Annotated in this window: 18 protein-coding genes; 16 read left to right on the top strand and 2 right to left on the bottom strand. The window is 43.9% G+C overall.

What is annotated here, in order from left to right:
• The 10 genes from ACY8DT_RS03085 (at window position 1) to ACY8DT_RS03040 (ending at window position 9449) form a co-directional block, all read left to right on the top strand.
• Window positions 1-1086: an acyl-CoA dehydrogenase family protein gene (locus tag ACY8DT_RS03085; RefSeq protein WP_462421480.1), complete on the top strand. Its 1086-nt coding sequence runs from the start codon at window positions 1-3 to the stop codon at window positions 1084-1086.
• A complete protein-coding gene (locus tag ACY8DT_RS03080) occupies window positions 1086-1484 on the top strand; it encodes an acyl-CoA thioesterase (protein ID WP_462421479.1) in 399 nt (132 codons plus the stop codon). The genes ACY8DT_RS03085 and ACY8DT_RS03080 overlap by 1 nt, the downstream gene beginning before the upstream one ends.
• 122 nt (window positions 1485-1606) lie before the next feature.
• A complete protein-coding gene (locus ACY8DT_RS03075; protein ID WP_462421478.1) occupies window positions 1607-1957 on the top strand; it encodes an oxidoreductase in 351 nt (116 codons plus the stop codon).
• A complete protein-coding gene (locus ACY8DT_RS03070; RefSeq protein WP_462421477.1) occupies window positions 1938-2378 on the top strand; it encodes an oxidoreductase in 441 nt (146 codons plus the stop codon). The genes ACY8DT_RS03075 and ACY8DT_RS03070 overlap by 20 nt, the downstream gene beginning before the upstream one ends.
• 159 nt (window positions 2379-2537) lie before the next feature.
• Window positions 2538-3779: an NAD(P)/FAD-dependent oxidoreductase gene (locus ACY8DT_RS03065; protein WP_462421476.1), complete on the top strand. Its 1242-nt coding sequence runs from the start codon at window positions 2538-2540 to the stop codon at window positions 3777-3779.
• 168 nt (window positions 3780-3947) lie between these two features.
• Window positions 3948-5189, top strand: coding sequence for an MFS transporter (locus ACY8DT_RS03060; RefSeq protein WP_462421475.1), 1242 nt, complete (start codon window positions 3948-3950; stop codon window positions 5187-5189).
• 21 nt (window positions 5190-5210) lie between these two features.
• Window positions 5211-6263 carry a zinc-dependent alcohol dehydrogenase family protein gene (locus ACY8DT_RS03055; RefSeq protein WP_462421474.1) on the top strand — a complete coding sequence of 351 codons (1053 nt, stop codon included), beginning with the start codon at window positions 5211-5213 and terminating at the stop codon, window positions 6261-6263.
• A 14-nt stretch (window positions 6264-6277) separates the two neighbouring features.
• Window positions 6278-7723, top strand: a complete 1446-nt coding sequence (locus tag ACY8DT_RS03050) for an aminobutyraldehyde dehydrogenase (RefSeq protein WP_462421473.1) — start codon at window positions 6278-6280, stop codon at window positions 7721-7723.
• 349 nt (window positions 7724-8072) lie between these two features.
• On the top strand, window positions 8073-8645 hold the full coding sequence (locus ACY8DT_RS03045; RefSeq protein WP_462421472.1) for a TetR/AcrR family transcriptional regulator: 573 nt from the start codon (window positions 8073-8075) through the stop codon (window positions 8643-8645).
• Window positions 8646-8714: 69 nt separating this feature from the next.
• Window positions 8715-9449 (top strand): GntR family transcriptional regulator, encoded by a 735-nt coding sequence (locus ACY8DT_RS03040; protein ID WP_462421471.1) that lies wholly within the window; start codon window positions 8715-8717, stop codon window positions 9447-9449.
• A 120-nt stretch (window positions 9450-9569) separates the two neighbouring features.
• Here the strand turns inward: ACY8DT_RS03040 and ACY8DT_RS03035 are convergent, their stop codons facing one another.
• Window positions 9570-10067: a PIN domain-containing protein gene (locus ACY8DT_RS03035; protein ID WP_462421470.1), complete on the bottom strand. Its 498-nt coding sequence runs from the start codon at window positions 10065-10067 to the stop codon at window positions 9570-9572.
• Window positions 10060-10317 carry a UPF0175 family protein gene (locus tag ACY8DT_RS03030; RefSeq protein WP_097040224.1) on the bottom strand — a complete coding sequence of 86 codons (258 nt, stop codon included), beginning with the start codon at window positions 10315-10317 and terminating at the stop codon, window positions 10060-10062. Before ACY8DT_RS03030 ends, ACY8DT_RS03035 begins: the two co-directional genes overlap by 8 nt.
• A 254-nt stretch (window positions 10318-10571) precedes the next feature.
• On the opposite strand from ACY8DT_RS03030, the gene ACY8DT_RS03025 reads away from it, so the two are divergent.
• Genes ACY8DT_RS03025 through phnM form a run of 6 tightly spaced genes read left to right on the top strand, consistent with a single transcriptional unit; the run spans window position 10572 to window position 15519 of the window.
• Window positions 10572-10991, top strand: coding sequence for a phosphonate C-P lyase system protein PhnG (locus tag ACY8DT_RS03025; RefSeq protein ID WP_462421469.1), 420 nt, complete (start codon window positions 10572-10574; stop codon window positions 10989-10991).
• Between the two features lie 11 nt (window positions 10992-11002).
• Window positions 11003-11563, top strand: a complete 561-nt coding sequence (phnH, locus tag ACY8DT_RS03020; protein WP_462421468.1) for a phosphonate C-P lyase system protein PhnH — start codon at window positions 11003-11005, stop codon at window positions 11561-11563.
• Window positions 11564-12649: a carbon-phosphorus lyase complex subunit PhnI gene (locus ACY8DT_RS03015; RefSeq protein WP_462421467.1), complete on the top strand. Its 1086-nt coding sequence runs from the start codon at window positions 11564-11566 to the stop codon at window positions 12647-12649. It begins immediately after the preceding gene.
• Complete coding sequence (locus tag ACY8DT_RS03010; RefSeq protein WP_462421466.1) at window positions 12649-13494, top strand: alpha-D-ribose 1-methylphosphonate 5-phosphate C-P-lyase PhnJ; 846 nt, start codon at window positions 12649-12651, stop codon at window positions 13492-13494. Before ACY8DT_RS03015 ends, ACY8DT_RS03010 begins: the two co-directional genes overlap by 1 nt.
• Entirely contained in the window at window positions 13484-14323 is an 840-nt protein-coding gene (locus ACY8DT_RS03005; protein ID WP_462421465.1) for an ATP-binding cassette domain-containing protein, read from the top strand. Before ACY8DT_RS03010 ends, ACY8DT_RS03005 begins: the two co-directional genes overlap by 11 nt.
• An 11-nt stretch (window positions 14324-14334) precedes the next feature.
• On the top strand, window positions 14335-15519 hold the full coding sequence (phnM, locus tag ACY8DT_RS03000) for a phosphonate metabolism protein PhnM (protein ID WP_462421464.1): 1185 nt from the start codon (window positions 14335-14337) through the stop codon (window positions 15517-15519).
• Window positions 15520-15521: the final 2 nt, after the last annotated feature.

Here is a 15521-nt window from a genome sequence, read left to right as displayed (position 1 = left end):
ATGAAAGAACTGCCTTTGATCATCAGAGATTTTGTAAGAAACAGCGTGAAGAAACAGGCTGCCGCTCATGACCTGGAGGATACATATCCTCAGGAAATAGTGGACGAGATGAAGGAGATTGGTCTTTTCGGCTTAACAATACCCAAAAAATACGGTGGTATGGAAATTTCTAAAATGACATATATCAAGGTGATCGAAGAATTGGCCTACGGCTGGGGCAGCGTGCCGGCATTTATAAATTCCCACCTGATTGTTGCTAAACTGATAGAAATATACGGAACTGAACAACAAAAAGACATTCTGCATAAAATGTCCAAAGGAGAATACAGGGGTGCCATACTGTTGACCGAACCTCAGGCAGGGACGGATTTAAGCAATGTGCAGACCATAGTGAAAGAGGGGGAGTCGACTCTCTCAGGTGAAAAAACAATGATCACAAATGGCCGCACGGCAACCCACTATGCTGTATTGGCAAAAGACAAGCATGGAATTTCCATTTATCTCGTCCCGACAGACAGGGAAGGAATCACTCCCGGCCCAAATATGGGGAAGATGGGAATCAGAGGTATTGAAACTGTAGAAGTAAGTTTTGACGGCGTCCCGATCAGTGAGGACGACATTTTAGGAGAAGCAGGCCGGGGGATACAAAATTTTCTGAGGTCGCTTGAATTTGGGCGTCTATCCTTGGCTGCGACCTCAGTGGGGCTGGCCCAGGCGGCCTATGATGATGCACTCGAATACGCAAAGGAAAGAGAAGCATACGGCCGGCCCATCAGTGAGATGCAGACCGTACAGCTGCATTTAGCGGATATGTATACGAACATCCAGGCGGCACGTGCCTTGACGAAACAGGCAGCTGAACAGGAAGGAAACTCCGATATAATAACCAGTGCAGCAAAATATTTTGCGAGTGAAGTGGTTGTGGATGTAACTGTCACTTCGTTGAGGGTCCTCGGAGGTTATGGTTACCTGAAGGACTATCCTACAGAAAGGTATATCAGGGATTCGATGATGTATCTCGTCGGAGAAGGCGCTAATGACGCACTGAAAACAAGTATCGCAAAGAAGCTGGTGAAGAGAAGCTGATGGAAGTCCTTCAACACAGGGTGAGATATAACGAAGTCGATGAACAGGGAATCGTTTTTAATTCACATTATTTGACCTGGTGTGACCATGCAGCCTATGAGTTTTTCAGGTTGGAGGGGTGGTCACCAATAACTTTGAAAGAAATGGGTTTTGACTTTGTTTTGAAAAAAGTTGAAATCACTTATGAATCGCCGGCTGGGTTGGATAATCTTGTCACAGTCGATGCGTCTGTCCTCCATGTGGGAAAATCAAGCTTTAAACTGAAATACGATATGTCGGCAGATGAGCATCTTTGCACCATTGAAATTCTGTATGTAAATATAAAAGAAAACCAGTCGTTTCCTATTCCATATGACATAAAGAATTTTCTTGAAACTTTAACGGCCAGCGAGAAATAACCTCAGTCAATCAGTTCAGATGAAGTATCATACTTTATTTACTTACTGTTAAGTAATCTATTACGGAGTTATTTTGATAATCGGAAAAAAGAATTAATCGTAACGTTTTGGAGGGACAAACATTGGATTCCATAATGAGCACACCCATCAATCTGGGTTCTTTAAAATTGAAGAATAGATTCGTCATGTCTGCCATGGCGACGGGAATGCCGGAGTTATCCGGAGAACCCAATGAACGTTTCATCCGTTATCTGGAACGTCGGGCAGAAGGGGGGGTTGCAATGTTGATTCTGGAGTCCACCGGTGTGGTCGATCATTTCAGATACAACGTCCGCACACCTTCCCTCGCTTCAGATGACAGTATAGAATCCTGGAAAAAGCTGGCGGACATATGCAGTCAGTGTCGGGGAAACTGTAGGTGCCTCTGCTGTACCGACGAAGGTCACCGGGGAAGTGCCCCGGGAGCTGACTAAAGATGAAATCAAAGATTTGGCGTTATCTTTCGGCCAGGCTGCCCGCCGCGCCCGCGAAGCGGATATGGATGCGGTGGAAATACACGGGGGACACGGTTATCTTTTTTCCCAGTTCCTCTCACCGGGTTCCAACATCCGTAATGATGAATACGGTGGTTCTCTTGAAAACCGCTTCAGATTTTTAAAGGAGACAGTCCAGGCAATCCAGGAGGAGGCGGGTGAAGACTTTCCTGTAATCGTACGGTTGAATTTCGGTGAATTTGTGGAAGACGGCATCACTTTTGATGAAGCCGTACAAGTATCGCAGTGGCTTCAGGATATGGGCATCGTTTCAATCCGGGTGTCCGGCGGGAACCTTGATCAAAGCATACCGGCAATGATTCCGCCCACCGATGTCAAGAAGGGGATCTTCATAAGATGAAACGATACAACATCTCAAGATCGGGTTACTATGCCAAGTCACGTACTCAAGAGAAAGATGAGTTTGAAAAAGTACTGAATCAATATTCATAGTGGAATCAATTTTTATTAAAATACGTTTGGACAGAATAGATTTTTATATCATTAAGGGGGATATTACATGAGTTTGGATTCTGCAGAAGTGGTTGTAGTAGGTGGAGGAATTGTAGGAGTATCGTCAGCATACTTCCTTAAGAAAAAAGGATTTGATGTTGTCCTGGTCGAACGGCATGAATTGGCACACGGTGCTTCCGGCAGGAACCCAGGTTATTTGTGGCTGCACAATAGGAACAAAGGCATTGCGCTGGATTTGGCGAGGGCCGGAATGAAAATTTATGAGGACGTGTTCATCCCGGATCTTGGCAACAGCTTCGAATACCGCCGGAACGGCGGCATGATCTATTTTTATACTGAAGAGCAGAAAAAAGTCTTTGAAGAATTCGTAGAGGCGAGGAATAAAGACGGTGTTAAAATGGAACTGCTGGATGCGAAGACTGCCAAAGAGTACGCACCCATCCTGCCGGACAATGTTCTCGGAGCGACATACAGTCCCGAAGACGGACAGATGAGAACACCGAAGCTGGTGAAAGCTCTGGGGGAAGCATGCAAGAACATGGGTGTCAGAATATATGAAGAGACTGCAGTGATGAAAGTCAAGGTGGAAGATGGTCAGACCAAAGGGGTGTTGACAACCAAGGGCAACATCGATGCTGGCTCGGTGGTGCTCGCCTCCGGAGCCTGGACGAAACTGCTGGGTGAAACTGTCGGGGTGGACATCCCTGTCGAACCTGAAAGACTGGGCGTCATCAAAACGATGCCCTTGAAGGAAAGGGTTCTGGACAAAGTCATCTACGGGCCTCTTGCGACGAAGACTTATGTGGACTTCTGCAATCTGCCGTCATATAAAATCGACTATTTCACGGGACCTCATGAAGATGTGGCATCAGGTGTGACAAGTCTCGAGCTGATGGCACAATTGCAGGACAATTCACTCTTATTAGGCTGCCCGATGGATTATCCAGATTCATATACAATGAAACCTTCCATCGGCGGGATTAATATGGCGATGAACGCATTTTTGGAACAGTGGCCGGAGTATAAAAACCTGGAGATAGACGATGTATGGGCAGGCCTTCTGCCGTATACTGCTGATATGCTGCCGATCGTCGATAAGGTGAAGGAATATGAAGGCATGTATGTCGCATGTGGTCACGTTTACGGCAACGTTGCCGGACCGATAACCGGCAAATTGATTTCTGAAATGGTGAATGGCGAGGAAACGAGCCTGCCTCTGGATGAATTGAAATTGGACAGAGACTCACTGAAACAAGGGGATAAAGTCGGAATGGTTGGGTGGCAATGAACATTTTTTGAAAATGCTCTCACCATTCCCTCGAATTTTTAAGTTTACTCATCGTGATTAAAGATAAGAATGGTATTTTCTAAAAAATCAAATAGTTACGAGGAATGAAAACCGGGCAAATTGAAAGCCTTAGAATAGAAAGCGTATGCTGACAAGGGAGGAAATATCATGGTCAAAAGTAACCAAAATTGGTTTGCATTGTGGCTCAGCTTTTTAGTGATGGTAGTTATGTTCATACCGTATATAGGTTATACGATTAAAACCTTGGATATAATGGAAGCGATGTCCATAGGATATAGTGAAGTAAGTTTGCTTGCTGCAGTAACAGCTTTAGTGGGGGGACTCGTGTTACCTTTTGCAGGTCATTATGTGGATAAATACGGGCCTAAGAGAGTCATAATTTATGGATTAATCATTCTGGTCATTGGTCAAATGATATTCGCTGTATCGCCAAACTACTATATTATGTTGTTTTCAAGGATGTTGATAGGCGCCGGGGTTGGGATTTTAATAATTGCTCCTTATACTATGGCGATAGTATGGTTTGAAAAAACAAAGACTACCGGCATGAGTGTAGGGATAATGTTGGGGACTGATGGTATAGGGACTTTAGTTGCCACTTATCTATTCTCGATGATTCTTTTAACTTTTGACTGGAGAATCGGTTCGCTCTTAAGTTGTTTGTTATTACTGATGATTATATTGGTTGCATTAAAATTTTTGAAAGATCCTCCAGATTTTAATGTGGTAGAAAAATCTAGAGACTCTTTCAACATCAGAGAATTTCTAAAGGTGCTGAAATACCGGACTGTTATAGCAGGGTTTATATACGTAATAGGTTTATTTAGCGTATTTAATCTAGCTGCTTATTGGATTCCTACAATTTTAATAGAAGAAAGTGGATGGTCAGACGAAATATCTGGATTCACGGCTTCATTTGCTCCCTTGGCAGGGATTTTAGGTGCATTTTTGTTTGGCCGCTTATCCGATAATAAAAATAAACACACACCTTTTATAGTTTTATCAAGCGGCCTCAGTTCAGCAATATTTATTGGAATAGCAATAGGTTATTTGAATGGTCATTACTTAATAATTGCGTTACTTCTGGCCTTGGCAGGATTTTTTATCTACGGGGGTGCAGCAGTTGTTTACTCACTGGTTGGAAGAGATGTCGGGCACGATAAAGCAGGTCTGGCGAATGGCTTTGTAATCGGGGGAGGAATGATCGTCGGAGGCTTACTTGTTCCGTATCTTGTAGGTAGTGTCAAAGACGTTACAGGTGAGTATACAGTGGGATTTTTGATTATAGCGGGATACTTATTGATATTTAGTATTTTGAACATGTTTTTATTAAGAGGTTCAAAAGTTAAAAGTCCCGACAGCATGGCGCTACAGACTAAAAAACTTTAAATTGAAAAGGAGAGATTAACTATGAAAGCAGCGGTACTTACAGAATTCAATAAACCTTTAGAAATAAAAAATATGCCTGATCCTGAATTAACACCTGATGGTGTTATAGTGAAAGTGGAAGCAAGCGGTGTATGCAGAAGTGATTTACACCTTTGGGAGGGCGGACTCAAATGGGTAGGAATGGAAATGGAATTACCCCATGTGTTAGGTCACGAATTTTCTGGTGTAATAGAAGAAGTTGGAAAAAATGTCGCACAGTTTAAGAAAGGTGACAGGGTGGTTGTACCTTTTATCCATGGGTGTGGTGCATGTGAAGATTGTAATGAAGGCCACCCTAATGTCTGTTCTGACCATATTGAAATAGGGATCACCAGCTGGGGTGGATTTGGAGAATATGCACATGTACCTAACGCGGATACGAGTTTAGCACCTTTACCAGAAGAAATAAACTTTGTGGAAGCAGCATCGTTAGGATGCCGGTTCCCTACTGCTTATCACGGTGTGGTAGACCGTGCAAAAGTACAGCCCGGTGAGTGGGTGGTTGTCTATGGTTGTGGTGGCATCGGTTTATCTGCAATTAACACAGCTTCAGCTATCGGGGCAGTCGTAATTGCTGTAGATATAAATGAAGAGTCTTTAAAATTAGCTAGAGAAATGGGAGCTTCAATCACTATAAATGGCCGCAGCAAAGATGCCCCTTCTGAAATAGTCGAATTAACTAAAGGGGGAGCTCACGTATCAATTGATGCTTTAGGGTCTAAAGTGACTGTCCAAAATTCTTTTAAAAGCTTAAGGAATAGAGGACGACATTTACAAATCGGTATGACTACCAATGAAGAGCAAGGCTATGTAGCTGTGCCGATAGACGAAATTATAATGAAAGAGATAACTATAGTTGGATCTGTAGGTATCCAATCATTTAAATATCCCTCTATTATTCAAATGATTCAAAAGGAGATTTTGAATCCTGGAAAAATGATTACTCAAACAATCTCCATCGAGGATGCTGGATCGATAATAGAAGAAATGAATGCCAATAAAAATGTGGGTGTCACAATAATTGATAGATTTTAAACAGGAGGTTAATCATGGATTATGAAAAGTTGAAAAACTGTTTTTTTATAGACGGAGAATTTAAAAAAAGCTCCAGTAGTGAATTTTTCAAAGTTATAAATCCAGCTACAGAAGAAATTATGGCGCAAATACCGATTTGTACAGAAGAAGACGTTTTAGCTGCCATTGATTCTGCAGAAACAGCTTTTGAAAACTGGAGCGCTAAACCTGTCTCTGAAAGAAGTTTAATTTTGTTGAAGGTCGCAGAAATAGTAGAAAATAATAAAGAAGAATTTTCTTTGCTGGAATCCCAGAATGTAGGAAAGCCCCTGGAATATGCGAAAGAAGACGTAGAGGTTTTCATTGATAATATGCGTTTTTTCGCAGGTGCAGGGAGAAGCCTGTCAGGGTTGGGGGCCGGGGAATATGTTAAAGATCACACTAGCTTTACTCGTCGGGAGCCACTCGGAGTAATAAGCGCAATAACTCCATGGAACGCCCCGTTAATGATGGCAGGGTGGAAAATAGGGCCAGCATTGATTACCGGGAATACGGTTGTATTGAAGCCCTCAGAATATACCCCCTTAACAACATTGTTGTTAGCTGAACTTACTAAGGAGATAATACCCCCAGGGGTAATTAACATTGTTACAGGTGCTGGAGATAATGTAGGGAAATTACTAACTAATAATGAAAAAGTAAAAATGATATCATTAACTGGAAGTGTGAAAGCTGGCCAGTCTGTCGCTGAACAATCGATTGAAACGATGAAAAAAACACATTTGGAGTTAGGAGGAAACGCGCCTGTAGTAATCTTTGAAGATGCTAATATAATTGAAGCTGTAAAAAGTATTCGAGTAGCTGCTTTCTGTAATTCTGGACAAGATTGTACAGCTGCAACCCGTATTTATGTTTCAGGAGAAATTTATGATGAGTTTTTAAAAAATCTAGTTAATGAGATATCGAAAATCAAAGTAGGGAATCCGCTTGAAAAAGAGACGGAAGTAGGCCCTCTTGTATCACGTCAACAGCTTGACAGAGTAGCAAGTTTTGTAAACAGGGTTAAGTCGAGTCCTCATGCTGACATCTTGATTGGAGGAGATATATTAGTAGGAAGCGGCTATTACTACCAACCGACTGTAATAACAGGAGTAAAACAAGACGATGAGATTGTTCAAGAGGAGGTGTTTGGTCCAGTAGTTACTGTTATACCTTTTTCTTCGGAAGAAGAAGCTTATGCGCTTGCTAATGACAGTAAGTATGCACTCTCAAGTTCAGTATGGACCACTAACCTTTCGAGAGCGCTGACTGCTACTAAAAAAATACAAGCTGGTACTGTATGGGTTAATACCCATATGGTAATCACTAGTGAAATGCCTCATGGAGGAGCCAAGTTATCAGGACATGGTAATGAACAATCAATACATTCTTTAGAAGAATATACTCAAATCAAACATGTAATGTTTAATAACGCCGAGTGATAAGAAAATTATCTTAGTTTGCTTAGTATCATAACAAAACCACATATTCAATACAAAGTACTAATTTTCTAATATCATGTTTTAGTATAATCAAGAGAAGTATCCACTCCATAAACTTGGTTGCTCACTCAACCCATAACTCAAAAATACTACAAGAGGTTCGACCACGACCCCCATTAGTTTTAATATGATTGGCGACGGCTGCAATATGTGCATCATTCGAGCTTCTTTACTTTCTAGTAAGTAAATGCTAACATTGATTAGGAAAATTGACCCCCACGAGCGAGTGATCCCTGATTCTGATAAGAGAACAGGGATTACTTTTTAATAAGGACGAAAGGAGAAATTAATGAGTAATGGTGTAAGTTTAACATCTATCGTAGATACAGCTGCAAAGGTTTTTGCGGAAAAAGGCTACCGGAAATCCACGCTGAACGATGTCGCTTCCCAACTCGGAGTTTCCAAGCCTGCCCTGTATTATTATGTCAAAAATAAATACCAAATTCTGTGGATGATTTTTGATGAGATAATGGATCATTATATCGAATCCGCAGAGGAAGCAATCAAGAAATTTGAAACTCCGGAAGAGAAGTTGAGAATGCTTGTGAAAAGCCATGCCAGCGCCGTCATGAACAACAAATCTTTGAACGTCATATTTTATCATGAACAAAAAGAATTGAATGGTGAGGACAGCAAGATTTTAAATGAAAGAATGAATACCTATACGAAAATGTTTGTAGACGTTTATAATGAAGGTAAGGAAAAGGGCATTTTCAAAGATCAGGATGGCTATGTAACCGTTATGGGCATCATCAGCATGATCAATGGGATTTATCAGTGGTATCATGAAGGCGGCAGGCTGTCCAAGCAGGAAATCATTGATATATATATCAATAATTTAGAAGATGGTTATAAAAAATAACACTGGGCTCTGCTTCAGTGTTATTTTGCTGCCGGTTACATAAACTTATTTTAAAAGGTGACGATATTTATGGATGAACTCCATATTTCTAAAGAGAACATCATAAGGAATGTACTGCAGGAGCAGATCATCAATCATACACTGCAGCCGGGGGATAAAGTGCCGAGTGAAAATGCACTCGCCGATGAATACGGGGTGAAACGGATCGAGGTCCGAAACGCCCTGGTGACTATGGAGAAGATGGGTCTTGTTGAAAGCAGGCAGGGGGTCGGGCGCTTCATCAAGAAGAAGATACCGACGATTGAACTGGATATTTCCGGGCGTGTCAGCTTCTCCGAGAAGATGAAAAGCCAGAACCTTCCATATAGAAGCGAAGTGATCCATGCCGATTATGCATCCGACGAAGAGATCCGGCTGTATGCCGACCGCATCAACTGTGATCCGGATGAGCGGATATTCAAAGTCGCACGGCTCAGGATCGTCTACGATATCCCTTGTGCCATTCATATCTCGTACATCCGGGAGAAGTTCGTGCCCGATATCGAAAGGGATAAAAATCAACTCGACTCGGTCTTCGGATATTACCAAAAAGAAGGTTTTACAAATTTAAAATCAAAGACATCCGTCATTTCTACGGCATTTCCGACAATCGATGAGCAGCAAATATTAAAGTGTAACGAATTGGTGCCGCTCTTCATATACGAAACGGACACTCACGAAGAAGAAAGAGGTATCCAGCTCGAATTTGTCCGCATTCTCTACAGAAGTGACCTTTTCAAACATAAACTGATTACAACTCAGTAAAAGTAATATTGATTTGCTCTGTCAAAAGACTTTGATAAGCGCTTTGAATTTCATAAGACTTTTTTTCATTAAAATATCCAGATCCCTGATGATGTGTATCAAGGTCTGGATATTTTTTATTTATGAATTGTTATCTTCCTCAGCTATTTCAAGAACTTTACTATATAGTTTTGTATCAATATACATACCGGCATTAATCAATTCATCCAACAATGTCTTCACGTTTTCTACTATACCAAGTTGTTTTGATTTTAACAGTACACCTATAGTTCCTGTCACTTTTAAATTATGGTATTTTGCATATTTGCGGGCTAATAAATCATCTATTATACAAAGATCTGCTTTTATCTCATTTGCAAGTATCATCACTTCTACTTCACCTTTATGAAGGCTTGTCTCAAATACTTTTTTCGCTTCTTCATTTCTTATATCAGCAATAGTAATGAAGCCACTCTCTCTAATAAAATCATTGGGTTTAACAGTCTTTACATCTAATATTACTTCCTCATAAACAGCCGTTGGGATTATTACTTCTCCATATACTTTTTCAAGTAAATCCAACTGTCCAATGTTATTAAGTGCAATCAGCGGAGTTGAATTCACCACTATTTTACGCATTTCTGATATCTTCCAATAGCTCTTCATCATCTTCAAAATTGAATATGGAGATTTCATTTGAAGACAGTAACTTGATGAAATCCTCCTTTGGCATTTCAGCAAGTTCAGCACACTGCCCCAAGGAGAGTTTTCTTTCTTTGTAATACTTCACTGCCAGTGTCTGTTTCATATCTTTTACAATATCTTCATCGCTTGTTCTTAAGGAAAGCACTATGTCTTCTGGAATGGTGATCTTCGTTTTATATTCCATAAAAATCACGTCCTTTCATAATACCATTATACCTTAAATTTACTGAAGTCAGAATATTTTTGTCTTTCATAGCTCGAGTCCAATATGGAGTATCTATGGAATCATCAACGGACGCAAAATCTCATTGTAAAGATTTTGTGTCCGTTTTTTCATGTTATCCGCTGATTGTATTTCAGTCTTTACATACTTTACAGACTCTTAAATGTTTTCAGCTTGGCAACAAGTTAGCATTATTCATGAGGGAGGCGGATGACATGAACAAGAAAAAATGGACAACCTTATTTATCCGTTATGGAAAAAAAGAAGCGGCGGAATTCTACGCCTTACATAAAGATCAGATGGAATGTACAACGGTCTCGGGACCGATAGAGGGACTCACGATGATCAAGGTGCGGGAACATGCACAGAATTCATTGTTCTACCTCGGTGAAGTGCGGGTCACCGAAACGAAGCTCAGGCACGGGAAGGAAATCGGTCTCGGTGTCGTGAAAGGCGACGAGCCGGAACTCAGCACCGCGCTCGCATTCATCGATTTGTGCTTCAAGACAGATCAGTTCACCGATACCCTGAACAACATCTTAAGTGATCTGGAAGACCGTGAAACAGAAGCGGTGCATAAAAAAACACAGGAAATTCTACGTACTAAAGTGAATTTCGACATGATGAACGATTAGGAGGCAGTCAATTGAATACACAAATCCATCAGACGCAAAAACATTACAGGACACTCGTCGACATATTCAGCTATCCGGGCAAAATTTCCGCAACGATGGAAAGCATGGATAACTACAGCACATTCGGTGACGGGGTGCTGATGACGGCGGTGACGCTGCTCGACAACGAAGTGACATTCCATACAACATTCAAGAGCGACGGCCAGGAGATCTCCCTTCTGACGGGGAGTGAACCGGGGGCGGACATTGAAAGCTCGGATTATCTGATCGTGAAGGAGAAAGATCTGGAAGCCCCTATTTTTGAAGAGGCGGCAGCAGGCACACTTGCTTCACCTGAAAAATCGGCCACGCTCATCATCGAAGCGGACTCGCTGCACGAAGGCAGCGGGTACCGTCTGACGGGGCCGGGCATAAAGGAAGAAACAATCATCAATATTTCACTGGAGCCCCGCTGGATCGGACTCAGAAATGAAAAATGCAAAGAATACCCGCTCGGCGTGGACATGATAATTGCAGATGGTGCGAATAATATGCTGGCAATACCGAGAACTACGAAAATCGAGGTGATATAAATGGGTTACGTTGCTGTCAAAGGCGGAAAAGAAGCCATTGAAAAATCCGTTGAGATGTATAAATCCAGACGTTTCAGGGAAGGGCGCGACATCGAAGTCGAAACCATAAAGACGAACATGCGCCAGCTCATCAACCAGGTGATGTCGGAAGCGAGCTTCTACGACAGGGATCTGTGCGCGCTCGCGATCAAACAGGCGGAAGGGAACATGGAGGAAGCGGTCTTCCTGATGCGTGCCCACCGTTCGACACTGCCGAGGTTATATTACTCAACTGTGACCAATTCACGGGAAATGTTCGTCAAAAGGCGCGTTTCTGCGAGCTTCAAGGATATACCGGGCGGCCAGATACTCGGCGCTTCCCCGGATTACACCCACCGCCTGCTGGATGATGCGCTCCTCGGGCTGCAGACGCTTGCGGACTATGTGACGGATGAAGCGCAGGAAGAGATCGAATATGAGTATAAGCTTGATGCACTGCCGAAAGTCATCGACTACCTGGAGGCGGAAGGTCTTTATTCGAAACCTGAAATCGATGATACACCGCCGGACGACATCACGAAGAAGTCGATAGAGTATCCGTCATCGAGGAGTGAACGGCTGCAGTCGCTCACACGCGGTCAGACAGGTGCGGTCACTTCGCTCGGTTACGCAGAGATCAGGGGCTACGGATTTTCAACGCATCCGAACATCGGCGAATGCCGCGTCGGAGACCAGCCAATCCATATCGAGGACATGGACGGGGAGGAATACTTCATCGGGGATATCGAACTCACCGAAATCGATGCTTTCCTGCCGGATGAAAAAGAGAGTTCGGATAAAGAGGATCATCAGTCGGAGATGACGTTCAATATCGGCTACGGCCTTACGTTTGGACAGAATGAAACGAAGGCGATCGCGATGAGCGTGCTCGATTACAGCCTGTCGCACCCGGTGGAGAATGCACCGACGACGGACGATGAATTCGTGCTGTACCACATCGATTCAGTCGAATCGACGGGTTTTATTTCACATTTGAAGCTGCCGCACTACGTGACGTTCCAGTCGAAGCTGGACCGCATGAGGCAGTCGGGAAGGAAGTCGGAATAATGGTTCAAAATTTTGCATTTCTCGATGAACATTCTAAAAAGGAGATCCGCCGCAAAACATTGAAGGCGATCGCGATACCGGGCTACCAGGTGCCGTTCGCATCAAGGGAGCTGCCGATCGCACGCGGCTGGGGCACAGGCGGGCTGCAGCTGACGCTCTCACTCATCGGGCAGGACGACATCATCAAGGTGATCGACCAGGGCTCCGATGAATCCGTGAACGCGGTCAACATCAGGAAACTGATCCAGGACACGACCGGCGTCGATGAGACGATCGATATGCATGAGGCGACACTGGTCCAGTCACGCCACAGGATACCCGAGGTGCCGCTCCGTCCGTCACAGATACTCGTGCTTCAGGTCCCGATGCCGGAACCGCTCCGTGCGGTCGAACCGTCCGAACGGGTGACGAAGGCGCTGCACGGCGACAAGGAATATAGCGGTGCATGGATCAAGATGTTCGAACAGATCATGAAGTACGGCCATGTCACGGATGACGCGGATTATCCGGTGCTCGTGAACGGCCGCTATGTCATGGCGCCGAGCCCGATCCCGAGGTTCGACAACCCGAAGATGAACGACAACGAAGGGCTGATACTGCTCGGGGCCGGCCGTGAGAAGAAGATCTATGCAGTGCCGCCGCATACGCATGTGGCATCCCTTGCATTCGACGACCATCCGTTTGAAGTCGAAGACTTTTCGGACAAGGTCTGCCGGGAGTCCGGTGCGAGTGGTGTGTTCATGGATGAGCTCGTCGATTCTGAAACAGGCGAAAAATATTTTGTCACGAATGATACGAGTTACATGATCGACATACTGAACAAGGAGGAAGAGCATGTCAAATAACGATATCGTAATGTCCATCCGCGATTTATCAAAACGATTTGGCGAAGGCTGTGATATATGCCGGGAAGACCGTTCGAGCCTTGACGGCAACATATGTCTGCACTGCGGCACTGTCCATGCAGTGCGTGATGTTTCATTTGATCTATACAAAGGTGAAATACTCGGCATCGTCGGTGAGAGCGGCAGCGGCAAGAGTACGCTGATGAAAATGCTGTACTTTGACCAGGCACAGACTTCGGGCGATTATTTTATAGAATCATATGAAAACGGGGCGGAAAATGTTTTTAACGTCTCTTCGCAGAAAAAGCGTGAAATACGTAACGGGCAGCTCGGAATGGTCTACCAGAATCCATTGCACGGTCTGAAAATAAATTTCTCATCCATGACGAACATCGCAGAGAAGCTGATCGCTGGCGGCAGCCGGAACGTCGCTGAAATGACGGGACGCGGTGAAATGTTTTTAGATAAAGTGCGCATACCGCTGTCAAGGAAATTTGAAGCGCCTAAAAATTTCTCGGGCGGTATGCAGCAGCGTGTCCAGATTGCAAAAGCCTTGTCCAACTATCCGCCGATATTACTGCTGGATGAAGTGACGACGGGACTTGACTTGTCGGTGCAGGCGGATGTGCTTGAACTCATCAAGGAAATTCAAAGGGAGATGGGTGTCAGCATGATCGTCGTCTCCCACGACCTCGCCATCATCCGCATGCTTTGTGACCGGACGATGGTCCTCCTGGACGGACAGGTCATAGAAAACGGCATTACAGATCAGATACTGGAAGATCCGCAGCATGAATATACCCAGCAGCTTGTCTACTCGATTCTTTAGGAGGAACCATTTTGAAAGTAATTACTAACGGCAACATTATTTTAGAAGACGAAATGATGGAAAATGGCGCAGTCGTCATCGATAAGGATATCATCATCGATATTCTGCCTGCTGCAGAAGCGGGCAATTACATCAAAGACGCAAAATCGGTCATCGATGCGGGGGGCGGTTATGTCACACCCGGCTTCATCGATATCCATTCTGACTATATAGAAGGGATTATCGCACCGAGACCGACGTCAATGATGGATTTCAATCTCGGCATCCGTGAGTCTGAACGTATTTTAAGTTCCCACGGGATTTCAACGATGTTTCATTCCCTTTCCATTTATAAAAAAGACATGTTTGGACATAAACCGATCCGTTCTCCGGAAAATGTGGACAAGCTGATCCGGGCAATCGATCAGACACATAACGAAAAACGTCTGATCAGACACCGTCTGCATGCACGCTTTGAAATCGACTCGGTCGAGCAGCTGCCTATGATCAAAGAACATATTGAACAGGACCGTGTTCATCTGCTCAGCTTTATGGACCATACGCCGGGACAGGGACAGTACAGGGATATAGAAATGTACTTGAAGACGATGAAAGGCTATCAGAATATATCCGATGCCCAGATCGTCCAGGTGATGGAGCAGAAGAAAAGCCATGACACGCTGTCATTTGAAGATATGAAGGAACTTTCAGACCTTGCGACCCGTAAGGGCATCGCAGTCGCTTCTCATGACGACGATTCAACTGAAAAGATCGAACTCGCAAAACGGTTGGGCACGACAATCAGTGAATTCCCGATCTACATGAATGTGGCAAAATATGCCCATCAGGAAAAAATCCATACACTGGCAGGCGCCCCCAATATCATGCTTGGCGGTTCTCATTCAGGGAATCTGAATGCACGGGAAGCGATAGAAGAAGGCTGCATTTCAATTTTGTGCAGTGACTACTATCCGGCCTCGATGCTGCACGGCGTCTTCAAACTGCATCAGCAGTGTGATTTTCCGCTTGAAGATGCCGTCAGACTGATCACGATAAATCCTGCAAAAGCAGTCAATATGGATGATGAAATCGGTTCTATCAAAGTAGGAAAAAAAGCGGATATAAACGTCATCCGGATGGACGGCGATTATCCCATAATCACTGAATGCATCGTCAACGGTTTTACAGTGAGCCGGTACCATTACAGAGTGGATTGAGG

Source organism: Salinicoccus sp. Marseille-QA3875, from assembly GCF_054950095.1.
Note: the sequence above shows the minus strand (reverse complement) of the source record. Positions and strands in the feature narration are given on the sequence as shown.